We start from the raw sequence: 25,662 nt of genomic DNA on the forward strand, positions 1-25,662 counted from the left end.
TAGCAGCATTGATTAATCGGCTTTGATGAAATGGTTTGAGTTCTCAGGACAGCATTTGTTATCCTGTATAAATAGCTATTGAAGAGAACGCTAATAATAACAAAGAATCATAGCATTTTTCAATGCAAATCATAGGAATTTAAGATTAATTTAAGATTTGTTTAATCTAAATTAATCCCCAAAATTTTCATAATGGGGTGGTCAAGGCTTGCAAAACTGCCAAAAAATTGGGAGAAAGGATGAGTTTGGAGCAGAAACGACGCGCTCTGATTACTGGGGCGAGTAGTGGAATTGGAAAAGCAACGGCCTTAGCCTTTGCCAAAGCCGGAATAGATGTTGCTTTAGTGAGCCGTTCTCTAGATAAGTTAGAGACAGTAGCACAAGCAACGAAAAATACTGGAGTAGCAGCAAAAGTATATGCCGTAGACCTAGCCGATGTATCGCAAGTAGAAGCAAAAATGCAAGCGATCGCCTCGGATTTTGGAGATATAGATATCCTCGTAAATAATGCGGGTATAGGTTATACAGGAATTCTCCGTGAAACTACCCTAGAAGACTGGCAGCAAGTCATCAATTTAAATCTGACTAGCGTATTCCAGTGCATCCAAGGAATTCTGCCCGGAATGCTGGCTAGAGGTGCAGGCACAATCATCAATGTCGCCTCCATTGCAGCCAAACAAGCCTTTCCTAACTGGGGAGCCTATTGTGTGAGTAAAGCTGGTTTACTAGCTCTTGCTCAGACTTTGGCACAAGAAGAACGCACCCACGGTATTCGCGTCACTACCATTTGTCCTGGTTCTGTCAACACCGGACTATGGGACACAGAAACCGTTCATGCTGACTTTGACCGTTCCCAAATGCTCACCCCAGAAATTGTGGCGCAGTCAATTCTCCATACTGCTTTATTACCACCACAGGCAGTAATTGACGAATTGATACTCATGCCCAGTGCCGGTGCGCTCTAAATAGTCTTTTGTTGTTGATCATTTGTTTGTTATTCCTTGCAAATGACCAATGACCAGTGACTAATGACTAATGACTCACGATTAAACCATAACCAAGTATTGACATCATGACTATTGCTAGTTCTAACGGTTCCAATCGCTTTCAGTCTCCTTTGATTCCCGATTTAGCAGAAGCCATCAACACCAGACCCGACCGCAATACCCACGATGGAAAGCAACCCGATTTGCATCCGCCTTCCGAGGAACAGATGGAGCCAATGATGGATGCCGTGAGAGCAATATTATTAGGTGTGGGAGAAGATCCAGAACGGGAAGGTCTATTAAAGACACCAAAGCGTGTTGCAGAAGCAATGCGGTTCCTCACCAGTGGCTACAACCAATCTTTAGAAGAACTCATCAACGGTGCTGTTTTTGATGAAGGGCATAACGAGATGGTATTAGTCCGAGATATTAACTTCTTTAGCCTCTGTGAACACCATATGTTGCCTTTTATGGGTAGAGCGCACGTTGCTTACATTCCCAACCAAAAGGTTGTGGGACTAAGTAAACTAGCCCGTATTGTTGAGATGTATTCTCGTCGCTTACAAGTCCAAGAAAGGCTCACCCGCCAAATTGCCGAAGCGATTCAAACCATCTTGGAACCCCAAGGAGTCGCGGTAGTTATGGAAGCCAGCCATATGTGCATGGTAATGCGGGGTGTACAGAAACCCGGTTCTTGGACTGTTACCAGTGCAATGGTTGGTGTTTTCCAAGAAGAACACAAAACCCGCGAAGAATTCTTTAACTTGATTCGTCATCAAGCAGCATTCTTTTAGGTATGGGGAGTAGGGGAGCAGGGGAGATATTTTACCCCAGTCCCCAGTCCCCAATCCCCAGTCCCCAGTCCCCCAGTCCCCAGTCCCCAATCCCCAGTCCCTAACCCCCAATCTTTAATCTCTCAAACAGTAACGCAACCTTATTTAAATCTTTATCACCGGGTTTGATTTCTACGCCACTAGATAAATCTATGCCGTCGGGATTTAGCTGACTCAAGGCTGTCAAAATATTATCTGGCGTTAGTCCCCCTGCTAGCAACCAAGGGCAACTGGGGCGAAATTGCTGTAACATCTGCCAATCTAAAGTTTGACCTGTGCCACCCAACTGCTGCGGATGATAGGCATCTAGTAATAAAGTATTAATATATTGAGTGAAAATAATTGCTTGCTCCAGATGCTCTACATTGCGGACTCTGAGAGCTTTAATGATTTCTACTTGCGGTAGAGCTTGACGTAACTGGTGACAAAATTCTGGTGTTTCGTCGCCGTGTAACTGCACACCAGTTAATCCAGATTCATGTACAGTTTGACTAATTTTTTGAATACTGGTATTGGCAAAAACACCAATTGTATCAATATTTACTGGAAGTGGTGCGATCGCTGCCCCAATTTGTGCAGGGGTAACGTAACGAGGCGAAGCAGGCACACAAATAAATCCTAACGCTGTTGCACCTAAAGAAGCGATCGCTTGTGACTGTTGTGGTTGAGTGATGCCGCAAATCTTAACACGCATAAAAATTAGAGCTATTTCGATTATGTTTAGCTACTTAATGCACATTAACACTGTATAAACTACCATTGAGTGAGAAGATTCTTACTACTTTTGGTAAGACTATGCAAGTTGAAAAACTATCGATTTCCTTACCAGCGTCTCTGGTGCAATTTATTGAAGGTTACAAAGTCGCCCATGACTGTAAATCCCGCTCTCAAGTCATTGAAATGGCATTGCAATTGTTGCGCCAACAGGAACTAGAAGAGGCTTACCGAGAGGCATCTGCCGAAGTTGATCATGATTGGGATGTCACGATTACAGACGGATTAACCGATGAAGCGTGGTGATATTTGTTATGCAAATCTTAGTCCGGCTGTAGGCTCAGAAATGGATAAACGCCGCCCAGTCCTGATAGTCAGCAATGATGCCAATAATCGTGCAGCTACTACAGTAACAATATTACCGCTTACATCCAATGTCAGCCGTGTTTACCCGTTTGAGGTTTTACTTAATCCAGAGGATAGTGGTTTACCATTAGCGTCCAAAGTACAAGCGCAGCAGGTGCGAACAATTTCTAAGCAAAGGATTGTGTCAGAGGTAGTAAATAGTTTAAGTGAAGAGTTGATGCAATTAGTAAATGCTGCTCTTAAACTACATTTAAAGTTGGAGTGAATGCCTTTTAACTGTCTGGGATATTAGTTTCAGGTGCAAATCTTAACACCCATAGAAATTATAAATATAGCTGTAGCCAATGAGATTAGGACATCAGGAAATCATAAAACCATTACCATCAGAGGCTTTTAAACCTGTAACCTATCACCTGTAACCTGTAACCTGTAACCTGTCACCTGTCCCCTGTAACCTGTCCCCTGTAACCTGTAACCTGTAACCTGTCACCTATCACCTGTTATATTTTGGTTTTGTCTAGCTACTTACTGCACTGTAGCAATTGTCTCTCTCACCCAAGCACGAAAAGCACGAGTAGTAGAAACTTCGCCATCCTGTTTAGCTGCTAAAACAAACTGGGGAATCTCTTTCACTGGTACAGATGCAAAAGTCGGACTAATTTGGACTTCCGAATATTTCCCGCCTACAAGCGTATAAACTCTTAATGTACTGCCGTTATAACGCCAAAACTCAGGTACTCCCATCGCTGCATACAGCTTCAGCTTATCTATCGCAGGGCGAGAATATTCAATCTCTAGCACCAAATCAGGCGGTGGATCGGTGGCTAGGTCAATATTTTCTTTTTTTCTGACTAACCCCTCATTTTGGATGTAATAGCTACTATCTGGCTCGGCTCCCCGTTCTAAATCATCTCGCGTTAAAGTTAAAGAGCCAGAACGTTTAATTTCTAAACCAAATTCTTCGCACAGTACCCCAATAAATACCTCGATTAGACGGTTTGAGTTTTCGTGTGGCATGAGAGGGGTCATAATTTCTACTGTTCCATTTTCATAAGCCAGTCGGTAGCTGCGCTCTGTCCCCATCTCAATCAACATAGTTTTAAATGTCTGCCAGCTGATGTTGTGAAGTAAACTTCTCGTCTCTGCTGGTTGTGTTATGGCCACCATAGTTGATTTCTCCCAAGAATATTGGCTTCAGGTGCGCTCTTAAAATCAATCATAAAGCCTGAGATAAGGGTTTCTCATCTGATTGTGGTGGATAAAAGACTTCCAGAGCCAAAAATATCCAAAATGTAGAGTGCGTCAGTGTGACAAAACCTAACTATGCTAATAAATATTCATACTGACGCACCCTACTGGCATGGCAAGCTCAAAGTAGTGCAAAAGTTCTTGTGGTGTGGGCATCTTGCCCGCACTGGACGAGCTAGAAGCCCATCCCACAAGAGAGTTTTAATGCAACATTTAAGGCTTGACACGCCACTACTTAGCTTTGAGCGTAAGCCCATCATAAAGCTTTACAAAAATGTATTTTGAATTTTGAATTGGTATAACTCTATAATTTTCTAGGTCTAGATTTACTCTGACCTTATATCCTTGATATTTAGGAGAAAAAAGCTTGATTACATCTACCTTATTAGCAGCAGCTGCATCTGTACCGGCAACTCCTGAATGGAGTCCTACTGTAGGAATTATTATCAGTGCCAGCAGTGTAGTAGCTCTTTTACTAACTCTCAATATTCAAAAGCCCCAAGTAGGGCCTAAATTACCTGGACTACCTGTAAGTTTGCCTGCCTTTGTCGGTGCAATGGCTCTTGGTCATGTGATCGGTATTGGTATTGTCTTAGGGCTAACTAACATTGGTCGCTTGTAAATTAAGATATCAGTAAGGCGTTATTTTCTACGTATTGCTGAATCTGAAACTTCACGACTATCCTATTCTTTCTCCAGCTATGGGCATTGGGATGTCAGCACAGAGGGCTTTTGTGTCATTTCTTTACTGATGAGGTATACCTAAACCTTTCTTTTGAGAGAGGTTCTGCAACTTCTGTAAGCGGAGTATGGACGTGGCTGTTAACTGACAGCTAAAACCTTTTGTTCATGCGGGAGAAAGAACTATGTTTTCATCAATATTATTTGCAGTCCAAGTTACTGTTCCCAACACTGGTACTACTTGGAACTGGACAGGAACACCAATTATTATTGGCAGTTGCTTATTAGTTTTGCTAATTGCTGGCTGGTCAATTGAGAAACCCCATGTTGGCCCGAAAATGCCTTTACCTTTCCCATCATTATTTAATAATCCCAGTGTTGGCACTTTCTTGGCAGCTATGAGTTTTGGTCACATCATTGGTGTTGCTGCTATTTTGGGCTTGACTAATCTCGGTGTGATTTAACAGTATCTAAAATCACAGCCAACCACTTTTAAAACACCCTTTCAGCAACTCACACATTATTTAAAGTTTGTAGTAAGGACTTTAGTCCTGATTTTGTTCGGGTAGCCTCTCAAGGAGAAAAAAGGACAAAAATTGAGAAGGTATAAGCTGAAAAACATTTAGTTTGCATATTCAAATGCGGTTATATTCTTTTAAAGGGGTATCTTACCCGTCCATGATATGCAAGTTAAATATGGGACAGCTTAACATATTTTCGGAACGCTTCCCTAATAGACATCTCCAGATTCCAGAAACCTTGTAGAGACGTTCCATGGAACGTCTCTACATTCTTTTTTGGAGATGTCTAATAATCGCAAAGCCTTGATTATTCTTGCGAGTCGGTAATTCCTAGAGGACTAAAGTCCTGACTACAGACAAAAAAGATACCACAAACCTAAAAAGCTTGTGGTTTTTAGTCAAACTCTATTAACAAATTAAGGCAAGGTAGGAAAATCATAATGTATACCTACCTAGTGATTTATCGCCTAGGTGTACCTAAACCACGACGCTCAAGCATTTGCCGCACTTGTGGGCTAGGAGTGTAGTTATAGCCGTAAGCAGAGTTTTCTGAGTCATCCATAACTTGAGGTGTGAGTAATACAATTACTTCATTTCGTTGGTTAGTTCTATTTGTGCTTCTAAACAGTGAACCAAGCAGGGGAATATCACCTAAAATCGGAAGTTTGCTTACAGAAACTTTATCTGATTCTTGAATAATGCCACTAAGAATTAAGGTTTGACCATCTCTCAAACGAATTAGCCCAGATTTAAGACTGCGTTGGGATATGAGAGTAATGCTACCATCGGCAGTTGGTGCTGTACCACCCGGTGCAGACACGGTAGGTGCGACGGACAACGAAACAAAACCATTATCATCAATTCTGTCCACTTTAACTGCCAAAGTCAGACCTGCATCCTTAATGATAGGTTTTCTGGTAGAGGAGGATTGAGAATTTGTTCCTGTTGATGAACTCTGTTCTGAACTTTCAAAACCTCCAAATACTTCTGTGGTTAATTTCACTACAGCCTCTTGACCTTCTTGCACAATTAAAGTTGGGTCAGTCAAAATTTTGGCATTGCCATTTGTAACTTGAGCCTGCAAGCTAGCAAGAAGACGTTTAGGATACTGAAATAGACTAGGTAGTGCAGCCGTTACACTTCCACGAGTTCCTTCAGTAACAGTGGTGGTTTCAGTTACTACCCCTGTATCTGGATTGGTAGTAGTAGTGCTTCTGATAATGTTTGGTGTTCCTTCAGTAACTTGGGTAATTCCAGTATTGAATGGATCCCCTGAAATACCTGCTCTTCTCTGTAAAAAGCTGAGATCCTGACCTTGTGTCTCAGTAATAGAGCCTCCACCTGGATTGTTGATATTGATTCTTCTAGTGTCTACTCCAGTGTTAGGAACCGGTCCAACAGTTTGAGTTAAATCCAAGAAAGTATTACCACCACTATAGGGATTAGCAGTCACGGTTGGATTGAGACTGTTACGCACATTATTAGCATTAGGTGGATTAAAACCGCCAAAATTAACTGATGCTGCACCGCCATCACTGGAGAAGAAGTTATTACCTATTCCAAAAGAAAAGCTAGAGTTGGATTCTTGGAGATTCAGAAGGTTGACATCAATGATTTTGACGTTAACTACTACTTGACGACGACGAATATCAAGCTGAGTCAGTTGAGCCATTGCTATGTCCACTTGCCTGGGTGGCCCGATTAACGTAAGAGAATTAGTCCGCTCATCTCCTAATGCTTGTAGACCTCTGAGTAAAGGTCTTGAGTCTTGAAATTCAGCTCTTTGAGTTTCTAATTTAGTTTCTGTAGTTGTTTGAGTTTGAGTAACTGCTACATTCGCTGCACCCCCTACAGGTACAGCATTGACACTTGTTACAAGTCTTTCCCTGCTAATAGCACTCTCAGCCCCTAAGCCGACTAAAAAGTTAAGAGCCACTCCTACCGTTACCTGATTGAGTCGCAGGTTACGCATAACTACATCACGGGTGGAATTAGGCAGTTTTGCCCCAACAAAAATAGTCCTGTTGCTGCGGTTAGCTTCTAAACCACTCAGGCGTAAGACGTAGTTAAACACATCTTGCACTGGCTCATTTTCTATATCTAAAGAGATGGTTTGTTGAATTGCCTGGCCTTCACCTCCTGGAGCTTTACCATCAGCATCACCTATATAAGCCAAGTTGAGATTAGCCGCACGAGCTAGCAAAGATAAAACCTCACGGACTGGTGCATCCCGCAAGACAAGACGAGGTACACGTTCCTGTGTACCCAAATCTATGGTGCTAGGAGAAGCATCGGTAGCAGAAATGGCAATATCCCCTACTGGTGGAGCAACGGCTCTAGGTAAAAATGGCGGTGCTTGGCTGACAGGTTGACCTACTCCCGCCGGTTGTGCCGGTCTACCATCAATTGTGACTTCCGGGTTGGGTACAAGCACATTGGGGACTGCACCTGGTTGAGCCACCGTAGAACCAGGGGGTGTTGATACTGGTGGTGTTGTAGATACTGGTGGTGTTGGGGTAATTGGTGCTGATGCTGTGGTTCCGGTTGATGGGGTGTAACTGAGGGTGATTGCTTCTGGTTTTCGCTCTACAGGTTGACCACTTGGTGCATCATTGTTACCTGTGACTATCACCCGAATACTATTAGCATCTAGTTGAGTAACCTCTACAGAGGCAATGCCCGGCGCAGGATTATCTTGGCGGAAATTATTGCCTTGCCGTAAACGCAGTTGCGTATTGATAATATCGGAAACTAAAGTTTTGCCTCTTTTCGTTGTAAAAATTTGCGGGCGCGAGCCGGCAGAAGTTTTTAAAATAACGCTAACTCCCCCATTGCCTGGGTTTAGCTTTACTTCACTAACTTGTGTAACTTGTGCTAATACTGGTTGCGCTGCCAGAAAGGATAAAGCAGCAGCACCCAAAATAAAATTATTACCGTGAAGCTGTTTCACAGTTCATTCCTCACCTAATAATCAATTCAAAATAGTCTAAGACAAGGCTTGCGCCTACAAAATTCAAAATGAGAGAACTATTCTCTTCTCCTACACTTAGCCCCTAGACTCTAGCCGGGAATTATTTCTTAGGGGTTGCTGTAGCAGTAGCTATTTCTTCTGGATTAAGGGGCATCAATGCCTGTAATTGGAAAGATGTCGTAATTGGTGCAGGCCCTATCCTCCGTACAGGTTTACCAGATGCGTTAGTGGCTTGTATGTTGGCTAATGTTGATTGATAGTCTTTCACTATTAGTAATGGTTGCAAACGCTCTATATTCCGAAGAATCGATTGGGTTTGTTCGTAAGTACCGATAATTTCAACATTAACGCTACTGCGTTTGAGCCTACCGTTAACGGCTGTTCCTAGAGAACCATCGCTAACAACTTCTGGTTTTTGTGTAGCTGGCACGAACTTTTGCAGTTTGGCTCTGACAGCATTGATATTCAGAGGAGTTGGAGAACTACCTGACTCAACTAAACGATTGAGATCCAACAGTAGGGTGTCTAAGGTTTTCTCATCGGAGAATAAAGCTAAAACCTGTTGTTTCTGCTGTTTGGCTTGGGCTAGCTCTTCTTTGACTTTGCCAATCTGTTTGACGGCAGCTTGCTTTTGTTGGATTTGTCCTTGCAAGTCGTTGTTTTGTGCTTGTTTTTGTTGATAGCTTTCCCAGGCTGGCATCACCATGTTGAGCAGCATATACATGGCTCCGGCTATACCTAAGACCCCCACCGCAAGTCCAATGATTTTGGGTGTAAAGCTGATACCAAAAACAACGGGGTAAGTTGGTGCGCCTGAATCGAAATCTCCGGCGTGTTCGGCAAAATTTAAGTCTTCACTCAGCGTCATCGTGCAATGACTCCTGTTTGTTGCATATTACGAATTCGGGCTACTAATCCCACTGTGCCTTTTTGTTCTAATTCCCTGATTAACTCAGAGGCTGGAACATCACTCAGACTGGATTGAATAGTATATTTAACTACCTGGGGCGGCTTAATTGCTACACCGTTGTTACCAGCAGTTGGTTGCACTGGCGCATCTACTAAAGTAGCTGTAGTAATTCTGCTTTCAGAAGACTTTAAGAATCGCGACTGTTGCAGGCTTAACAAAAAATCATTGACATCGTTAAAAGAGCGAGCCAAGCCGGTAATTTCTATGCCACCCGCAGGATTAGGAGAGGGTTGTCCTTCGGCTGGGGGAGTGGGTGGGATTTGCTTAACGTTCTCAATCTGCACGGATGCGGGGATGCGATCGCGCAAATCTTGTAACATGGCCGACCAAGGACGAATCTGATCAAATACAGTCACTAAACTTTGTGTTTCGCCTTTGACGGCGTTGGTTTGCTCCTTGATTTTGTTAATATTGCTGATTTCTGCGTCTAACTTCTTGCCTTCTTCTTCGAGTTGGGCGATCGCCTGCTCTAGCTTGCTAGTTTCCGCCTGCAAAAACCACAACCCACCTCCAACCAAGAGGGGAAAAGTTACACCTAGCCCCACACCGATATACACTGGTGTTAAATTCCCAGTTGGCAGTTTAATTCCTGACTTTTTCTCAGACTGGGGTTGGTAAGCTGGGCGGTCTTTGAGAAAATTAATATCTAGACTGTACATTTAGTTACACCTCCCGCATCCCTAAACCAAGGATGATCCCTAAACCAGAGCGTTGTGTTGCTGGATACTTACCTTCGTCAACTTGCAAGGACAAACACCCAATGGGATCTATTTGGCTAGTGGGTATACTGAGTCTTTGTGTAAAGAACTCATCTAGCTGTTGCAATCCACCACCGGGGCCAGCTAATAAAATCTGTGCTACTTCTAAGTTTTCACTTTGATTTAAGTAAAAATCTATAGAACGGCGTAGTTCATCTGTGAGTTCTCCCAAGATTCGCAATACACCAGCCATCCCAGGATTTGTTTCTGTGACTCCAGTTTTTTCAGCGTCTCCCGGAGTTACAGAAAGTGTCATTTCATATAACATTTCCATATCCCGTGATGCAGGTAGACTCATTGCCCTGGCTAAAGCCATTTGCATTTGGTTAGTACCAATGGGTACAGTCCGCGAAAATTGGGGTACTCCGTTGACAACGATCGCAATTTCTGTACTGTCGAACTCTATATCAACTAAGACGGCTGCTTCTTGTGGGCTTAATTCTCGCAAATGGCGATCGCGAATTGTCCGAATCAGTGCAAAACTGTTAATCTCTAAAACATCAATTTGCAATCCTGCTTGCTCAAAGGTACTAATATATGTATCTGTCACGTCCTTGCGGGTGGCAACTAACAGTACCTGTACCTTTTCAATGCCGTCTTCATCTACAAAGTACCCAAGTTTTTGATAATCTACATCAGCTTCTTCACGGGGATAGGGTAAATACAACCCTGCTTCATGGTTTAACACCATCTCCCGGAGTTCTTTGTCATCCAACTCCGCCGGTACAGGTATGATCCGCACAATCGATTCCCTACCGGGAACACCAGTAGCCACCCGTGAAGTCTTGATCTTACTTTCAGCTAAGGCTTGCTGAATTAGTTGCGCCATGGCTGGGGGATCATTGATTTGTCCATCGGTGACAATCCCCTCTGGAACTGCTACCGAAGTTAAAGATTCGAGTTTCAAGCCCTGGCGCTGCTTGCGTAGCTGAACTACATTCACTCGTTCTGGTGCTATTTCAACACCCACCCCTTTATGAGATTTGCCAAACAGACTATTGAAACTTTTCACCGCGTTTATGTCCGATGCAATGCTAATTTGTAAACTTTAAATGTTACTAAAGAATATTCACGGTAATAGGTAATTGATTTAGCCTATAATCTCGACAATTCTGCATAAGCTTCTGCCCCTGATCAAGCGTAAAAATACTGGTAAGATGATTCAATTGCGAAAATTTCAACAACTGGTTGCTTGGATGCTGTTAGGTTTACTGACCAGTTGGATTGTTAGTTGCAGCACAGCAAATGTTAATACAAACACCCAACAAGCTGCTTCTGGAACAGCAAATATTGAGTTTTGGACAATGCAACTCCAACCTCAATTTACTAACTACTTCCAAAATTTAATTGCGACCTTTGAGACACAAAATCCAGGTATAAAGGTTAACTGGGTTGATGTACCTTGGGCGGCAATGGAGAACAAGATTTTAACAGCTGTCTCCGCAAAAACGCCACCTGATGTTGTTAACCTCAATCCAGATTTTGCTTCGCAATTAGCAGGACGAAATGCGTGGTTAGATTTGGATGCAAAAATCCCACAGGAAGCACGTTCCTCCTATCTCCCAAATATTTGGAAAGCCAGCACACTCAATGGCAAAAGTTTTGGCATTCCTTGGTACCTCACCACGAGGTTAACCATTTATAACACCGATTTATTGAAACAGGCTCTGATCAGTAAACCACCTACTACTTACGCAGAATTAGCACAAGTAGCGCAACAAATTAAAGACAAGACTGGGAAATATGCCTTTTTTGTGACTTTTGTACCGCAAGATTCCGGGGAAGTGCTGCAATCATTGGTACAGATGGGAGTTAACCTCATAGATGCTGAGGGGAAAGCAGCTTTTAATACGCCTCAAGGTAAAGCAGCGTTTCAGTATTGGGTAGAACTTTATAAAAAAGGGTTATTACCGAAAGAAGCACTGACACAAGGCCATCGCCACGCTATTGATTTATACCAATCTGGTGAGACAGCTTTTTTGGCATCGGGGCCAGAGTTTCTGAAAACCATCGCTAATAATGCGCCGAAAATTGCCGAGGTTTCTGCGATCGCACCCCAACTTACAGGTGATACTGGTAAGAAAAATGTGGCTGTGATGAATATTGTCATTCCCCGCGATACTAAACATCCTGATGCGGCGGTGAAATTTGGTTTATTCCTCACCAATGATGAAAATCAATTAGCCTTTGCTAAAGCTGCTAATGTTTTACCATCGACAACTAAGGCTTTAGCTGATAGTTATTTTAAAGATGTGCCAGCTAATGCTTCCACCGTAGAAAAAGCCAGAGTTGTCAGCGCCCAACAACTACAGCAAGCAGAAATTTTAACTCCTGCTTTGAAAGATATTAAAAAGTTGCAAAAAGCAATTTACGAGAATTTACAAGCAGCAATGTTAGGAGAAAAAACTGTAGATAAAGCCGTAGAAGATGCGGCGCAAGAGTGGAATAATCGGTAAGGACTAGATGGGGGAGGCAGTGCGTTGCGGATGTCTCCTCCGTTGTAGTAACTGCCTTCATTGGGCTATTGCCAATGCCTATCGCTTTTTCGCTATCTTAGAAAGGTAAGTATTTTCCAATAACACCTATGGTTGCTTTTCCTGATTACACTTTCATGAGCGCAGAAGAATATCTGATTTGGGAAGCCACCCAAGAAATGCGTTATGAGTATTGGGATGGTGAAGTGGTGGCGATGACTGGTGGTACACGCAACCATAATCGGATTTCTCTAAATTTCGCAAAGTTTCTAGATAATGCCTTAACAGATAGAACCTGTGAAGTATATATTGTAGATGTCAAAGTAGAAGTAGAACCAGGGAGAAAGTATTTTTATCCTGATGTAGTAGTGACTTGTGATCATCGAGATACTGATCCTCAGTTTATACGATTTCCCAGCTTAATTATTGAAGTGCTGTCACCGACAACAGAGGCAGTTGATCGGGGTAAAAAGTTTGCTAAATATCGCCATTTATCAACCTTGAAAGAATATGTTTTAGTGCAAGTAAATCAACCAATTGTAGAAGTATTTCGCCGCAACGAACAGGGAAAATGGGAGTTGTGGGAATATAATCTGGGTGAGATGTTAAGGCTGGAATCTGTGAATGTAGAAATAGCTATAGCTGACTTGTATCGACAAGTACAATTTGAAGCTGAAGCTACAGAAAATTAATTTTAATGGGGAGAATCAAAAACTATACTTCTGTTTCCTAAAAAGTGACCAATTAAATATAAAGAACCGCATAAAATTACTAAGTTATCTTTAGTATTACAAGCTGATTCTAGAGCCGATGATAAATCTAGGTAAGTTTGGCAATCACTTAATTCTGGACAAATATCATGAGCTAAATTGGCTAATTCTACAGTATTAGCTGAACTATGATCTGGGATTGGTACTAAATATAATCGCTCATTTGGTCGTAGTAAAACTTGAAAAATATCGGCATGATCTTTAGTGGATAACATTCCCATTACCCAAGTTATATTTTGATAATTTAGAGTGTCTACATAATCACGTAATACTTTAGCTGCGGCTGGATTATGTGCGCCATCAATTAATAATTTGTGGTGATTCCAATTAATCCATTGCATCCGCCCTGGCCATTTAGTTTTAGCCATACCATTAATTATTGCTGCTTCCGAAATCTGCCAACCTTTTTGTTGTAAAATTTCTAAAGTAGCTAAAGCCAAAGCCGAATTAGTTAATTGAATTTGTCCCTGTAAAGGTAAAGGATATTTAATGAAATTGGTATTTTGAATAGTTTGATATTCTGCCCATCCTGGATGTATTGTTTGTGCAGGTTGGGGAGTAATTACAGGACATTGTAATTCTTGAGCGCGCGATCGCACCACTTTCTCAGCATCTGATGGTAATCTTCCAACCACAGTCGGACATCCAGCCTTGATAATACCCGCTTTTTCCCCTGCAATCTCAGCAATAGTATTACCTAACTGCTGCCAATGTTCCCGACTAATGGAAGTAATCACCGTCACAAGCGGCTCAGATATGACATTAGTAGCATCTAAACGTCCCCCCAATCCCACCTCTACCACTGCGACATCAACTTGGTGCTGGGCAAAATATAACCAAGCAGCCGCAGTCACGACTTCAAATAGAGTGGGGCAATCATCATCAAAGTTTACAACCGTTTTAACTTCTAGTAATAACTTGTAAAATTCCTCAGCAGAAATTTGCTGTTCATTCAGACAGATACGTTCTGTCCAATTTACTAGATGAGGAGAAGTATAGCGTCCTGTACGATAACCTGCTTCAGTCAGAACAGAGGACAAATAAGCACATACAGAACCTTTGCCATTTGTACCAGCAACATGAATCACTGGAACTTGGTGATGAGGATTGCCAATACTAGCTAACAGCCTATGAATGCGCGAAAGTCCAAGGTTAACGCCAAAATGTTGAAATGGTTGGAGTAGAGAATCTATATTCACGAACGGGGAATTGGGCATAGATGAGGATACAAGTTAGCACAGGGGCGAACATTAATATAAACTTTTTCCCAATCCCCAGTCCCCCAAACACCGGGGCTACCTTGTACTTAAGCAGAATTTTCCTCATTGCCATGAGCAAATAAACTCGGATCAAGATAGTTAATTCGTGCCAAAGGACTTAAGGCTGCCAGAACTTGAGAGCCATAGCTACGGTTGACAACACGACTATCCAGTAAAGCTACAATACCTTGACTTTCGCGCACAGGTGCTACAGCTCGTTGTAATTCATTCAAGGCGGTAGGCAAGAGAAATAACCGGAACCAATCTTGATGCGATCGCTTGTAATGAGCTACCCTGCCAGCTACAAGGGGATGTTCTAAAGATGGTAAGGGTAAAGTGGCGATCGTTAACAATTGGGGCGCAGGTAAGACTGCTTGATGCTCTCGCCAAAACTCCCAACCACTTACTAAAATCCCGTTTTCATCCAAACAAGTTTTTTCTACCTGCACCCGTGAACCAAACTCGGCGGCGAGAATAGCTCCCACTTGCGCCTTGAGTGGCACATCTCCCACCAGTAATACTGTTAATCCTGGTGCTGTGGCACTTAAACATACTAAAGTTCGCACCTTATGAATAAATGCTGCTTGAAATTCCGGCGTATTGGGTAGGGGTAATTGGTAAGGGATGTATAGCTGAATGGCTTCTGATTGGCTATCAGAAGCAAACTTCAAGCAAGTGACATCATCCAAACCCAAACGTTGACGAAACAAAGGAGCCTCAGTTTCTGACTCTAAGGCACTACCAATTAATACCACTGGTTGCCGTTGCCAAATGGGGGAGAGACTTTCAGCCAACTCAATTGGCGCATAATTTAAAGAAAATAAGCCTTGCCGCCGGGCAGTAGTCGCCCAGAACAGAGGCAAGGGAGAATGCTCATTGGTTTTTGAGAAGTCTTGACAGAATTTTTGCCAAACTTCTGGTAAGCCCTCGACAGATTTTAAAGCTCCACACAGATGCTTGAAGATATCAGCTTCTGTCTGGGAAATTAAATAGCATTCGTAGGGGTTTGCCGGATGCTTGAATAATTCCTGTGTTAGTTGCGCCCGTGCGTTGCGAATTGTCTCTGCTTGGTAAGGACAAGCGAGGATGAGTTGATCCCAATCTTGGGGCTGAATACTTTGAGTAAGTTGCTCACGTACCCAATCTTCCAAATCATCTACCCCATCAATGATAGTAGGTATGCCTGGGGGAAAATCATTACTAGGTGTGAGCTGTTTTTTTAACCAAGCTTCTGGGGAAGTGAGAAGTATTCCTTGGAACTCAGAACCAGGCCAAGCGTCACCTGTTCTGATTGGTTTGTTGACTTGTAGCCATTGTTGTAGGCGAGGAATTTCCACTCGCAACAACCGTTGTTGTACTGCTTCCGTGGCTACAATAATTACAGGCCCATGCCACATTAAAGCGGAGGCAATGAAACTGGTGCGATACAGCCCTTGATAGCCGCAAACCGCCCCGACTTGAATTAAAGCACTACGTCCCAAACGTAAAGCCCGTGCTACCAACCGTGCCATCGTTAAGTGATGGGGCCAGGAAGGGAAACCCGCCTGCGATCGCAGGAAGTTATGTAATGACAAATGGACTTCTGCCTCAATCACACACTTAAAATCCCATACAAAGTGACGTTTACTGCCAATAGCCCCATTTCTATTATGTTGTCAATTGGGGGTTGTTAGTTCCTCTGCCCATAACTGACAACTACCACTAATTAATCTTCACTGACTGAATATCCTAAATTATGCCAACTTACACAGGAATCTCTAGCGAAGCCTTCCGGCATCCACTAGATCGCCAAGCCGAGCAAGCCTTACGCAGTTTACCGGGATTTGATGTCATCGCTCGTAAATTTGTGGAATTTGTCTATGAACGCCCTCAGTTAGTCTATCTAATGGGCAACACCATCCAAGTCGGGCCGCGCCAATATTCCACGATTTACCAGATGTTTCGAGAATGTGTTAGGGATTTGGACATTTATCCAGAACCCTCTTTGTTTGTACAACAAAATCCGCAAGCGAATAGCTATGCCCTAGGCCAAGATCATCCTTACATAGTTATTAACACAGGAATACTAGACTTACTTAATGAAGCCGAAATTAGGGCAGTGCTAGCCCATGAACTGGGGCATATTAAATGTGGTCATACTATTTTAATTCAAATGGCGATGTGGGCGATGAGTGCCGCTTCTGTCTTCGGGGAATTAACCTTTGGCATTGGTAATTTTTTGTCTCAAGCCTTGATTTATGCCTTTTTTGAATGGCGGCGCAAAGCCGAGCTATCAGCAGATCGCGCAGCATTGTTAGTAATAGATGACTTAAATACCGTCATGTCCTCAATGATGAAGATTTCTGGCGGTAGTAGCCAATATCTCAACGAATGTAGTTTACAAGAATTTATCAAGCAATCAGAAAAGTATCAGGCATTAGACGAAGATGGGCTAAATCAAGTGTATAAATTCTTAATGTACAACGGCGCACAGGGCATGATGCTGACTCATCCTTTCCCTGTAGAAAGGGTGCAGTATCTACGCCAATGGGCAACATCATCAGAGTATCAAGAAATTCGCCGAGGCAACTATCAGCGATCGCCCGCCTCTGGTGCAGTAGATGTCACATCTCAAACCCCAGAAACCGAAGCCGAAATTTTGCGCCGTCAAATTGCAGAATTACGCCAAGAAATTGACAGAATCAACAAATCTGAATAGTCATTAGTTAATAGTCATTAGTTTCCACTTTCCCCCACCTGCGGGTAGGCTTACGCCATCGTAAGAGAAGCTGACGCTACATCTTCCCCTGCTTTCCAATCCCCAGTCCCCAATCCCAGTCCCCAATCCCCAGTCCCCAATCCCCAGTCCCCAGTCAGAGAAAAAGAAATAGTTATCTAAGAAACTCCGCTTTCTTCACTTCAGGTGTAGCCTCAGCATTAGAGCAATTATTTTTCAGATTTATCATCCTGTGAGAGTGGGAAAATCTCAAATGTGACTCCTGTACACCTGAATACCAGGTAACTAACATCTCATTCCGTCTGGGAACTGCTAAATATGGCAATTAACTTTCCAAAGTGGCTATCTTTATCCTTAATAGCTACTATTCTTGCCCTCGTCCTACTGATGCCGAGTATTGCCTTGGCAGCACCTTTGGGATTTCATGCCCCCTCTAGGGCAATTATTAGCCCTGCTGTCAATGTTGTAGCTAACCTTGTAACTAACTACCCTAACTTGTCTGATCTGGATTTGACACCCTTGCAACGTCAACAACTCCAAGCTGTGTTGCAACGCCGTAATAAAGAAATTGCGGCAGTCTTAAATCCTTCCCAACGCGCTCAACTGCAACACAAACTACATTCTGGTAATAGCTTCAATCAAGCTTTGGTGGCACTAGATTTAGAACCAGAACAACAGCACTTAATCAAAGCAATAGAGCAATTCACTACATTGAAACTCAAGGCAACCTTAGCTAAATACTCCTTATCCTATTAGGGGCTGCCAATTGCAAAAATAAACCAACCAATCACTGTGTAGCCAGAGTTCGGGGAGATGGGGAGGCAGGGAAAAAAGGGGAAAGTCCTCCCTCTTTCACCCTGCCCCAATGCCCCATTCCCAAAATTTTATTTTGAATTTTGTAGGCGCAAGCCTTCCCTACGGAGGCGTTAGCCTAGTCGTAGACTATTTTGAATTTTGAATTGATTCATCTTCTCAAACCCCCTTGACGTTCACACTTAAAACCTCTACTTTCCCAAGCTGGCATATCTACATCAGTAAGCTTTGTCACATTCCCACATGGGGGTTGAATGAATTGACTCACAACCGCCCATAATAAACTGCGTGTGATGTCCAGTGCCGTTTTTAATGAAGACTCATAATTACCAGGAACGCCAGTTTCCTGAACAATATCCAATTCTACCCAAATACCATGAGCGCCTAAGAGAATTTGCGCCATCCATTGAGCGCGAGGTAAGTGAGTGGGGGAAGTGATTAGTTTGACTTTGTGTACTCCCCATCTCCGTAAAATTGGGATTCCGTAATAGAAATTTTCAAAGGTGGAATTAGCACACTTTTCTAGCCACACGTTGTGTAAATCTGTTGCTTCTCTTTGAAAAATTAGCCAGATACATGGGTCAGGAGAACCATGAGAAATTAAAATGGGGATTTGTGGATCTTGTCTGGCTTTTTGGGCAATATAAATTTCGCGCCGAATACTACCGCCAAGGACAAAAAAGGCATCCACTGGCTCCGAAGATGCAATAACTAGGTTTATGGTAATGAGAATTAACCAACCGCCAAATAGCAGACATAAAGCCCAAACCAATTTTTGTAGCAATTGCAACGGTTTGCGAAATTTGCTATCCGGGGAAATTGATGAATTTTTAGTAAATTTGCCTCTCATGACATAAGACAAAAAACCTGCTGATTTTAGTCGTAAAAGACCAACACTTCAGACAACGAAATGCTATCTTATAGAATAAATATAGGGTGTAAATAAGACAGTTACACAACTGTCACACTATTGTCACAGTGTTAGATTAGACTAACAAAGAAAGTGTCAAATCTGGGTAACAGTTTTTAATAAGCTAATGCAAAAGTTTAGCATAATTCAGAGGGGAAAATTATGAGAGCAGCATAGCTAAAAATTGAGTATAAAAACTTAAAAATTTCCCAAAAGCCTGATTGCTAAACTGACAACAACACCGTAAATCCCTGCTGATATACATGAACCAATCTGCGAAACGTCACTCGCCACTCCAATTCGCCCTAATTGGAGGAGCGATCGCCACAACGGCCACTGTATCTGTATTTGGTCCCGCTTGGACTCGTAGTGTTCGCGCTGCCCTACAGGACAGTCCCAAAACATTAGTTGACCAAGTATGGCAAATAGTAAATAGTGAATATGTTGACGGCAACTTTAATCAAAAAGATTGGCTAGCAATAAGGCAAAGCCTATTAAGCAAAGAATACTCATCTAAAGAAGAAGCTTATGTAGCAATTCGGGAAGCTTTACAACAGTTGAACGATCCATACACCAGGTTCATGGATCCGAAGCAGTTTGAAGCTTTGACAAGTCAAACTTCTGGGGAAGTGTCTGGTATTGGCATCCGCATGGAACTAAATGAACAAACCAAGCGTTTGACAGTTGTAGAAACCATAGAAAATTCCCCAGCTCTGAAAGCAGGCATTAAAGCAGGCGATGAAATTTTGGCGATTGATGGCAAATCTACTCAGCAGATGAAAATAGATGATGCCTCCAAATTAATTCGCGGTAAGGCAGGTAGTAACATCACACTACAGTTAGGACGCAGAGGACGTAGTGCTTTTGATGTGAAGCTGACACGGGCAAATATTGAAGTGCCAACAGTGCATTCTACCCTCAAGCAAGAAGGAAACCGCCGTATTGGTTACATTCGTTTGCGTGAGTTTAGTGGCCACGCCGCAGATCAAATGCGCCGAGCTATCCGGGATTTGAATGGTAAAAAAGTTGATGCCTTTGTATTAGATTTACGCGGCAATCCTGGCGGTTTATTGCAGGCGAGCGTTGAAATTGCCCGGATGTGGTTAGATGACGGTGGTATTGTCCGCACCGTTAACCGTAGGGGGGTCAACGAAAATACTAGAGCTAATCGCACTGCTTTGACAAAACTTCCCTTAGCCATATTGGTTGATGGTAATTCCGCTAGCGCCAGTGAAATTCTCACAGGTGCGCTCAAAGATAATAAGCGAGCAGTAGTAATTGGCTCTCAAACCTTTGGCAAAGCTTTAGTACAGTCAGTGCATGAACTCTCAGATGGTTCTGGATTGGCTGTTACCATTGCCCACTACTACACCCCCAATGGCACAGATATTAATAAGAAGGGAATTACCCCAGATATCAAATTAGAGTTAACAGAAGCCCAAGAGCGTCAGCTAGCAACTAACCCAAATCTGATTGGGACTCAGAGTGATCCTCAATATAGCCGAGCGATCGCCATTTTATCGAATAACAACTTTGCCCAACCACTATTCAACCAGCCTTCTCAACCGTTGAGTATTGGTATCAAAGACTGGAAATTTTAAAGATTTTCGTTACCAGGTGTTCATGTATCAGCTCATAGTCAAAAGATTGTGAATCGGGAATACTAAAGTAAGGTACTGGGGACTGGGAATTGGGGACTAGGGAACAGAAAAAATCTCTTTTTTGTCTCCTCTCAACTCTTAAAGTCCTACATCCTCTCATTTACAATCACAGGCTCTATGAATGATCAGCAACTTCACACAACCACCGCTACCTGCTTCTTGCCAATGGTATCGGTGGTTGTTCCTATTTATAACGGAGAGGCAGATTTACCAGAGTTAATTAACTGTCTGGTGTCTCAAACCTACCCACAAGATAGGGTAGAGTACCTGCTGGTAGATAATAACAGTAGCGATCGCACCCTGGAATCTCTCAAAACATCTGCCACCACTTGCCCAATTACTATTCACCCTTTGAGCGAAAACCAAATTCAAAGCTCTTATGCGGCGCGTAATACTGGTATCCGTGCGGCTGTAGGTGAAATTTTGGTTTTTACAGATGCTGATTGCCGTCCTCAACCCCAATGGCTCAAAGCTTTAATTCAGCCTTTGATCAATCCAGATGTGGTAATTGTCGCTGGCGAAATCACTGCACTACCCGGTAATAGTCTCTTAGAACAACACGCAGATCGTCAAGAAACTCTTTCCCAAAAGCATACCCTTGCTCATCCCTTTTGTCCCTACGGTCAAACTGCTAACTTAGCAATTCGTCGCACTGCATTAGAAATAGCAGGTTTATTCCGCCCTCATCTCACCACTGGCGGTGATGCAGATATTTGCTGGCGCATTCTGCAACACCAGATTGGGCGAATAGAATTTGCCCCAGAAGCGATCGTCCAGCACCGCCACCGCACTACGCTTAAAGAATTAGCCAGTCAATGGCGACGCTACGGACGCTCTAATCGCTATCTGCACGAACTACATGGTGTAGCGTTAATGCCAGATATGAAACTTCCAGATCTGAGCTATCGTTTATTACGTTGGTTATTGAAGGAATTACCACAAGATAGTGTAAAAGCGATCGCCGGGAAAGCTACACTCATAGATTTGTTAAATACTCCCATTAGCCTGTTCACAGCTAGGGCGCGTGCGGTTGGACAACGGGATGCTAAGTTATCTGAAGTAGCCAAGATAATTGAGTGGCTAGAGAAAGTTTGAATTTTAGATCGAGGATTCGCTACATTGGAAATAAGTAGACCATAAGGAAATGTTCAATGTCAGCACAATTGTTACTGGTAGATGATGAACCCGGATTACGGGAAGCAGTGAAAGACTATCTGCAAGAAAGCGGTTTCGTCGTTCAAGTTGCCAGTAACGCCCGTGAAGGTTGGGATTTAATGCAACAAAATACACCCGATCTAGTAATTTCTGACATTATGATGCCCCAGGTGGATGGCTATCAGTTTCTCAAGCAATTACGAGATGACCCCCGCTTTCAATCGCTACCTGTGGTATTTTTGACAGCTAAAGGCATGACTAGCGATCGCATCCAAGGTTATCAAGCTGGTGTTGATGCTTACCTACCCAAACCCTTCGATCCAGATGAGCTAGTGGCGATTGTAGAAAACCTACTTACCCGTCGCATCGCCAAGCCGCAAATGACAGGTGAAGAAGGTGAAACGCCAGATATTGCGGAATTAGCCAATCAAATTGCCCAAATCAAGGCTTTATTGACCCAAAAAAATGCGATTTCTCAATCCCCAGCCCCTTTTAAAATCGACTTGACCCCCAGAGAACAAAGTGTTTTAAACTTGGTGGCCGAAGGACTAATGAATAAAGAAATAGCCCGTCGCCTAGAAACCAGTGTGCGGAATGTAGAAAAATATGTGAGTCGTTTATTTAGTAAAACTGGTACTAATAGTCGTACAGAATTAGTTCGTTTTGCTCTAGAACACGGACTAGCTAAATAACTGGGGAGTTGGGAATAGGGGAGATAGGAGAGGTAGTGGAAATAACTATAGGATTCATATTTGATTTATGAAAAAAAATCCGTACACTCAAAAATCCCTCTTTCCTACTCCCTACTCCCTACTCCCTACTCCCTGCCTACGCAGATAATTTCAAAAATCAAAGCGGATTCCTATATTGCCTATTGCCTACTAATTAATGACTGAACCCAACGAACAATTTATGGCACTTGCTTAAGTCCTGGGTTGGTCAAAAATACCTCATCGGTTAGCAAGGATAGATGCGATTCTCACCTTGCCAAATAAATGTATTTAAATACTCAATATCTAGAAAATTTGAGCAATTGTTGATAATCAAAGTATTGAGAATTGCAGTTAATTGGGTACGATGCTGATTTAATTAATTTCTGAAAATGCAAGTAAAACCCTGGTTAAAGAAAGCACTCGGAAACTACGAACTACAAAAACTGTAATACACCCTAGAAGCAACAAATATTTGCATTAGTAGACACTCAATTATGTAAGTAATATAAATAGCGAGGACTACTGTAGATGCTAGATTTAGCTTCTCTAATGAGTAGGGTAAATTGCTTGTATGAAAGCATTAGGTTATACAAGCTGACTCATGCTTGAGCATAAGTAGGCAAATGAGAGCAATTGAGCAAAAATTCTAGATTATTTGCCTAGTTTTTGATTTGCCGCTACTCGAATTACAGCTTGATTGTTAGCTACTGATTATTGTCAACAGCATTACGTAACCGCATCAGTTGACGACGCATTTGAGGCGAGGCTTTGAGTTCTGTTACCTCCTGCGCTTTCACAGATGCTTGTAGCATTTCTAAGAAATCATCAGAGCCTTCTGTAAGGGCATCTAGTAGCACTTGCAACAGTTGCTCGCGATCGCCCAGCAAACTCTTTTCCTCAATCAACCGGAATTTGAGATTTATTTCGCACTCATAAACACCTACTTCGATATTATTTATCTGCCGTGGTAATGCTTTCGAGTTCATAATTTTAAGGATTCCTTTACTTGGTGGTCGTGAGGGTGAGGAGCAATATCTCCTGCAAAAATTCTTTATATTTTTTTGAATCCATTCGGTCTGAATTAAGAATGTTTTTTCAAGTCATAGCATTTATATTCCATTGCACTCTCCTGTGTTTCTTTAGATAGACTTTCACTTTGCTCTGGTGTGATCTTCCTTTGCCTGGCGATATTCAGACAAGCCATAACTATTATTCAGTTTTTGAGATTCTATACAATAAAGTTTCTGTAAGAAGTTGTTCTAGCTTTTTAAAGCTTTTTACATCAACTTTATCTTCGCGTCAACAATAGTTTGAGTTTTTACTGAACTTTTGGTAATTACACGTAAGTAAATCCTCTAGTTTTTTGAGTTTTGATTAGAGCCAGAGGTATTTGTATCGTAGTTACGTAAAATTACTTGATGTACGTTTTTTTCATCATAAAATTCAGGCAATTTAGATGAACAAATATATTAAGAGTAAAATCTTGGTTTTCAACAATAGCATAGTCCCAAAGCTAAATTCACCTGAATTTTAGGACAGGGGATGAGATGAAGAAGCAGGGGAGCAGGGAGAAATTCCTCCCCCTTGCGCTCTGCCCTCTATCCCAAGTCCTCTTCTGCTCCCAATGTCCAATCGGGCGACTATCTGGTTCAAAAACCAAAGGATCAGCGATTTTGTGGATTTAAGGTCAGGTGTAGCGTCTACAATGATTTCAGTATCATCAACCCAAATCTCACATCCTGCTATGGACAAACCGATGCTGCTTAAGTCTACAACCCGGCATATCCGCATTTTTGCAGGAGAAATCGACCGGGACGGCGAACTGGTTCCCAGTAATCAGGTCTTAACGTTGGATGTTGACCCAGACAACGAATTCAACTGGAATGAAGATGCTTTGCAAAAGATTTATCGCAAGTTTGATGAACTCGTCGAAGCATCCAGTGGTGAAGACCTCACAGACTACAACTTACGCCGCATTGGCTCTGATTTGGAGCATTATCTGCGATCGCTCCTGCAATTAGGCGAAATCAGCTACAATCTGTCGGCACGCGTCACTAACTATAGTATGGGTCTTCCCCAAGTTGCAGTTGAATAGAAGCCAGTAACGTTAATTAACTGCCTCAAACTAAGGGGCTAGGGGCTAGGGGCTAGAGCAACTTCTGGATTCTCCTAGCTTTTACTTTTGACAGTTTTGGGGGAAGGTTCAAGCCCCAACGCCAGTTCTCTCAAGTCGGGAAACCCTTTCGGTGGTCGCACCCTGCGGGAAGGCTAACGCCAACATGGGGGAAACCCCCTTCCCTGCGGGACGCTCCGCGAACGCGAAGCGTCTCGTAGAGAAGACCGCGCCACCTCACCACGCAACTGGCTCCCCCTTGTGGGTGGCTTTTTCCTCCTTCTGCCTCCTGCCTCCTGCCTTCTGCCTTCGATTGACTGAATCAAAACTTATCTGGTGAGGCAATTCGCGAAAAGCTCAACAATTGCCTAGAGTTAATCGTAGATTGTGATACAAAATTTTGCCAACAAAATCGCAATAATACTATCACAATCAGCAAAACCAGAAAGAATTTACATTGATTTTATTTACCGGGAGAATATTATGGCGAATTCATAAATTTCCTAAAATTAGAAAAATTTTCCTTCTAACTTAGACATCATAGTTCAGAATCGTCTTTTCTCTGACTTGACTAACATTAGCAAGTTAAATTTTGTGAACTTCTTGGAACGCTTAGTTTTTACTTAATGATTTGAGTGAATTATTTTGATACAAACCGCTTAAGCCGCAATTGCTGGCATTGCCTGACAGGTAGTATTTTTGAGAAACAATTACTGAATTTTCTTGATACCAGATGCACTTTAGACAGGTTAGCATGAGTTTTTTGAATTTTGCAGTCTGTGAAGTAGGAAAAAATCTCTCTGTAAAGCAGCGATCTTAATTCTTAATTAAAGTTTATAGCTGTATAGCTAATTATAAACTAGAAAAATATCTGCTTTCTCTGTTGCGGACTCACAGAGTAACGTACTGACAGCGATCGCAACACATTATAGTAACAGGGTGGGAGTTAGTTACTTTAGTAATAGAGAATCATAGAAAATGAGAAGTTATGATGAGGCTGTAAATTTGACAAAGGAGTATGTTCTTTGTA

General features: G+C 42.5%; 24 protein-coding genes. 14 read left to right on the forward strand and 10 right to left on the reverse strand.

From position 1 onward, the window contains the following. The first annotated feature begins 239 nt into the window (after positions 1-239). On the forward strand, positions 240-965 hold the full coding sequence (locus NOS7524_RS20930; RefSeq protein WP_015140478.1) for an SDR family oxidoreductase: 726 nt from the start codon (positions 240-242) through the stop codon (positions 963-965). Positions 966-1,072: 107 nt separating this feature from the next. Then, the gene (gene folE / locus NOS7524_RS20935; protein ID WP_015140479.1) at positions 1,073-1,780 is read left to right on the forward strand and encodes a GTP cyclohydrolase I FolE; all 708 of its coding nucleotides are present in this window, start codon (positions 1,073-1,075) and stop codon (positions 1,778-1,780) included. Between the two features lie 100 nt (positions 1,781-1,880). Here the strand turns inward: folE and NOS7524_RS20940 are convergent, their stop codons facing one another. Beyond that, positions 1,881-2,513 (reverse strand): phosphoribosylanthranilate isomerase, encoded by a 633-nt coding sequence (locus NOS7524_RS20940; protein ID WP_015140480.1) that lies wholly within the window; start codon positions 2,511-2,513, stop codon positions 1,881-1,883. A gap of 101 nt (positions 2,514-2,614) precedes the next feature. On the opposite strand from NOS7524_RS20940, the gene NOS7524_RS20945 reads away from it, so the two are divergent. Both NOS7524_RS20945 and NOS7524_RS20950 read left to right on the forward strand, forming a co-directional pair. Continuing rightward, a complete protein-coding gene (locus NOS7524_RS20945) occupies positions 2,615-2,839 on the forward strand; it encodes a ribbon-helix-helix domain-containing protein (protein WP_041555405.1) in 225 nt (74 codons plus the stop codon). Beyond that, complete coding sequence (locus NOS7524_RS20950; RefSeq protein WP_015140482.1) at positions 2,826-3,164, forward strand: type II toxin-antitoxin system PemK/MazF family toxin; 339 nt, start codon at positions 2,826-2,828, stop codon at positions 3,162-3,164. Before NOS7524_RS20945 ends, NOS7524_RS20950 begins: the two co-directional genes overlap by 14 nt. Positions 3,165-3,424: 260 nt before the next feature. Here NOS7524_RS20950 and NOS7524_RS20955 read toward each other — a convergent pair whose 3' ends face one another. Further along, a complete protein-coding gene (locus NOS7524_RS20955) occupies positions 3,425-4,066 on the reverse strand; it encodes a Uma2 family endonuclease (RefSeq protein WP_015140483.1) in 642 nt (213 codons plus the stop codon). A 448-nt stretch (positions 4,067-4,514) separates the two neighbouring features. Between NOS7524_RS20955 and psaK (NOS7524_RS20960) the strand changes: the two genes are divergently transcribed. Further along, the gene (gene psaK, locus NOS7524_RS20960; protein WP_015140484.1) at positions 4,515-4,769 is read left to right on the forward strand and encodes a photosystem I reaction center subunit PsaK; all 255 of its coding nucleotides are present in this window, start codon (positions 4,515-4,517) and stop codon (positions 4,767-4,769) included. A 244-nt stretch (positions 4,770-5,013) separates the two neighbouring features. Then, positions 5,014-5,292, forward strand: coding sequence for a photosystem I reaction center subunit PsaK (gene psaK, locus NOS7524_RS20965; RefSeq protein WP_015140485.1), 279 nt, complete (start codon positions 5,014-5,016; stop codon positions 5,290-5,292). A gap of 517 nt (positions 5,293-5,809) precedes the next feature. Here psaK (NOS7524_RS20965) and NOS7524_RS20970 read toward each other — a convergent pair. From NOS7524_RS20970 to pilM, 4 genes are all read right to left on the reverse strand, one after another. Beyond that, a complete protein-coding gene (locus tag NOS7524_RS20970) occupies positions 5,810-8,299 on the reverse strand; it encodes an AMIN domain-containing protein (protein WP_015140486.1) in 2,490 nt (829 codons plus the stop codon). 121 nt (positions 8,300-8,420) lie between these two features. Further along, complete coding sequence (locus NOS7524_RS20975; protein WP_015140487.1) at positions 8,421-9,188, reverse strand: hypothetical protein; 768 nt, start codon at positions 9,186-9,188, stop codon at positions 8,421-8,423. Then, positions 9,185-9,949 carry a PilN domain-containing protein gene (locus tag NOS7524_RS20980; protein ID WP_015140488.1) on the reverse strand — a complete coding sequence of 255 codons (765 nt, stop codon included), beginning with the start codon at positions 9,947-9,949 and terminating at the stop codon, positions 9,185-9,187. Before NOS7524_RS20980 ends, NOS7524_RS20975 begins: the two co-directional genes overlap by 4 nt. Before the next feature lie 4 nt (positions 9,950-9,953). After that, the gene (gene pilM, locus NOS7524_RS20985; RefSeq protein WP_015140489.1) at positions 9,954-11,060 is read right to left on the reverse strand and encodes a type IV pilus assembly protein PilM; all 1,107 of its coding nucleotides are present in this window, start codon (positions 11,058-11,060) and stop codon (positions 9,954-9,956) included. Between the two features lie 145 nt (positions 11,061-11,205). On the opposite strand from pilM, the gene NOS7524_RS20990 reads away from it, so the two are divergent. Together NOS7524_RS20990 and NOS7524_RS20995 are read left to right on the forward strand one after the other, a co-directional pair. After that, positions 11,206-12,504: an ABC transporter substrate-binding protein gene (locus NOS7524_RS20990; RefSeq protein ID WP_015140490.1), complete on the forward strand. Its 1,299-nt coding sequence runs from the start codon at positions 11,206-11,208 to the stop codon at positions 12,502-12,504. Between the two features lie 128 nt (positions 12,505-12,632). Then, entirely contained in the window at positions 12,633-13,214 is a 582-nt protein-coding gene (locus NOS7524_RS20995) for a Uma2 family endonuclease (protein ID WP_015140491.1), read from the forward strand. A gap of 2 nt (positions 13,215-13,216) precedes the next feature. Here the strand turns inward: NOS7524_RS20995 and NOS7524_RS21000 are convergent, their stop codons facing one another. Both NOS7524_RS21000 and NOS7524_RS21005 read right to left on the reverse strand, forming a co-directional pair. Beyond that, complete coding sequence (locus NOS7524_RS21000) at positions 13,217-14,491, reverse strand: bifunctional folylpolyglutamate synthase/dihydrofolate synthase (protein ID WP_041555883.1); 1,275 nt, start codon at positions 14,489-14,491, stop codon at positions 13,217-13,219. A 107-nt stretch (positions 14,492-14,598) separates the two neighbouring features. Continuing rightward, a complete protein-coding gene (locus NOS7524_RS21005; protein ID WP_015140493.1) occupies positions 14,599-16,146 on the reverse strand; it encodes an ATP-dependent DNA helicase in 1,548 nt (515 codons plus the stop codon). 140 nt (positions 16,147-16,286) lie between these two features. Between NOS7524_RS21005 and NOS7524_RS21010 the strand changes: the two genes are divergently transcribed. Together NOS7524_RS21010 and NOS7524_RS21015 are read left to right on the forward strand one after the other, a co-directional pair. Beyond that, a complete protein-coding gene (locus tag NOS7524_RS21010; protein ID WP_015140494.1) occupies positions 16,287-17,249 on the forward strand; it encodes a M48 family metallopeptidase in 963 nt (320 codons plus the stop codon). Positions 17,250-17,585: 336 nt separating this feature from the next. Then, a complete protein-coding gene (locus NOS7524_RS21015; RefSeq protein ID WP_015140495.1) occupies positions 17,586-18,023 on the forward strand; it encodes a hypothetical protein in 438 nt (145 codons plus the stop codon). 208 nt (positions 18,024-18,231) lie between these two features. Here the strand turns inward: NOS7524_RS21015 and NOS7524_RS21020 are convergent, their stop codons facing one another. Next, positions 18,232-18,930: a YdcF family protein gene (locus tag NOS7524_RS21020; RefSeq protein WP_015140496.1), complete on the reverse strand. Its 699-nt coding sequence runs from the start codon at positions 18,928-18,930 to the stop codon at positions 18,232-18,234. Positions 18,931-19,253: 323 nt separating this feature from the next. Here NOS7524_RS21020 and ctpB point away from each other — a divergent pair, with 323 nt between their 5' ends. The 3 genes from ctpB to NOS7524_RS21035 all read left to right on the forward strand — a co-directional run bounded on the left by ctpB (position 19,254) and on the right by NOS7524_RS21035 (position 22,498). After that, complete coding sequence (ctpB, locus tag NOS7524_RS21025; protein WP_015140497.1) at positions 19,254-20,591, forward strand: carboxyl-terminal processing protease CtpB; 1,338 nt, start codon at positions 19,254-19,256, stop codon at positions 20,589-20,591. A 177-nt stretch (positions 20,592-20,768) separates the two neighbouring features. Continuing rightward, positions 20,769-21,746: a glycosyltransferase gene (locus NOS7524_RS21030; RefSeq protein WP_015140498.1), complete on the forward strand. Its 978-nt coding sequence runs from the start codon at positions 20,769-20,771 to the stop codon at positions 21,744-21,746. A gap of 56 nt (positions 21,747-21,802) precedes the next feature. Beyond that, positions 21,803-22,498 (forward strand): response regulator transcription factor, encoded by a 696-nt coding sequence (locus tag NOS7524_RS21035; protein ID WP_015140499.1) that lies wholly within the window; start codon positions 21,803-21,805, stop codon positions 22,496-22,498. Positions 22,499-23,223: 725 nt separating this feature from the next. Here NOS7524_RS21035 and NOS7524_RS21040 read toward each other — a convergent pair. Next, a complete protein-coding gene (locus NOS7524_RS21040; RefSeq protein ID WP_015140500.1) occupies positions 23,224-23,505 on the reverse strand; it encodes an Npun_R1517 family heterocyst differentiation transcriptional regulator in 282 nt (93 codons plus the stop codon). 758 nt (positions 23,506-24,263) lie between these two features. Between NOS7524_RS21040 and NOS7524_RS21045 the strand changes: the two genes are divergently transcribed. Next, a complete protein-coding gene (locus NOS7524_RS21045; protein ID WP_041555885.1) occupies positions 24,264-24,614 on the forward strand; it encodes an NAD(P)H-quinone oxidoreductase subunit M in 351 nt (116 codons plus the stop codon). Positions 24,615-25,662 lie beyond the last annotated feature (1,048 nt).

The sequence above is a fragment of the Nostoc sp. PCC 7524 genome, from assembly GCF_000316645.1.
Classification (GTDB): Bacteria; Cyanobacteriota; Cyanobacteriia; order Cyanobacteriales; family Nostocaceae; genus Trichormus.

What these genes read in the sequence shown, in the direction of transcription:
- folE (WP_015140479.1), top strand. Translation starts at nt 1,073, where the DNA reads ATGACTATTGCTAGTTCTAACGGTTCCAATCGCTTTCAGTCTCCTTTG.
- NOS7524_RS20955 (WP_015140483.1), bottom strand. Translation starts at nt 4,066, where the DNA reads ATGGTGGCCATAACACAACCAGCAGAGACGAGAAGTTTACTTCACAAC.
- NOS7524_RS20980 (WP_015140488.1), bottom strand. Translation starts at nt 9,949, where the DNA reads ATGTACAGTCTAGATATTAATTTTCTCAAAGACCGCCCAGCTTACCAA.
- NOS7524_RS21040 (WP_015140500.1), bottom strand. Translation starts at nt 23,505, where the DNA reads ATGAACTCGAAAGCATTACCACGGCAGATAAATAATATCGAAGTAGGT.
- psaK (WP_015140485.1), top strand. Translation starts at nt 5,014, where the DNA reads ATGTTTTCATCAATATTATTTGCAGTCCAAGTTACTGTTCCCAACACT.
- NOS7524_RS21015 (WP_015140495.1), top strand. Translation starts at nt 17,586, where the DNA reads ATGGCAATTAACTTTCCAAAGTGGCTATCTTTATCCTTAATAGCTACT.
- NOS7524_RS20940 (WP_015140480.1), bottom strand. Translation starts at nt 2,513, where the DNA reads ATGCGTGTTAAGATTTGCGGCATCACTCAACCACAACAGTCACAAGCG.
- NOS7524_RS20945 (WP_041555405.1), top strand. Translation starts at nt 2,615, where the DNA reads ATGCAAGTTGAAAAACTATCGATTTCCTTACCAGCGTCTCTGGTGCAA.
- NOS7524_RS20995 (WP_015140491.1), top strand. Translation starts at nt 12,633, where the DNA reads ATGGTTGCTTTTCCTGATTACACTTTCATGAGCGCAGAAGAATATCTG.
- NOS7524_RS20930 (WP_015140478.1), top strand. Translation starts at nt 240, where the DNA reads ATGAGTTTGGAGCAGAAACGACGCGCTCTGATTACTGGGGCGAGTAGT.
- NOS7524_RS21020 (WP_015140496.1), bottom strand. Translation starts at nt 18,930, where the DNA reads ATGAGAGGCAAATTTACTAAAAATTCATCAATTTCCCCGGATAGCAAA.
- NOS7524_RS21030 (WP_015140498.1), top strand. Translation starts at nt 20,769, where the DNA reads ATGAATGATCAGCAACTTCACACAACCACCGCTACCTGCTTCTTGCCA.
- NOS7524_RS20975 (WP_015140487.1), bottom strand. Translation starts at nt 9,188, where the DNA reads ATGACGCTGAGTGAAGACTTAAATTTTGCCGAACACGCCGGAGATTTC.
- NOS7524_RS21035 (WP_015140499.1), top strand. Translation starts at nt 21,803, where the DNA reads ATGTCAGCACAATTGTTACTGGTAGATGATGAACCCGGATTACGGGAA.
- NOS7524_RS20950 (WP_015140482.1), top strand. Translation starts at nt 2,826, where the DNA reads ATGAAGCGTGGTGATATTTGTTATGCAAATCTTAGTCCGGCTGTAGGC.
- NOS7524_RS21045 (WP_041555885.1), top strand. Translation starts at nt 24,264, where the DNA reads ATGGACAAACCGATGCTGCTTAAGTCTACAACCCGGCATATCCGCATT.
- NOS7524_RS20990 (WP_015140490.1), top strand. Translation starts at nt 11,206, where the DNA reads ATGATTCAATTGCGAAAATTTCAACAACTGGTTGCTTGGATGCTGTTA.
- ctpB (WP_015140497.1), top strand. Translation starts at nt 19,254, where the DNA reads ATGAACCAATCTGCGAAACGTCACTCGCCACTCCAATTCGCCCTAATT.
- NOS7524_RS21010 (WP_015140494.1), top strand. Translation starts at nt 16,287, where the DNA reads ATGCCAACTTACACAGGAATCTCTAGCGAAGCCTTCCGGCATCCACTA.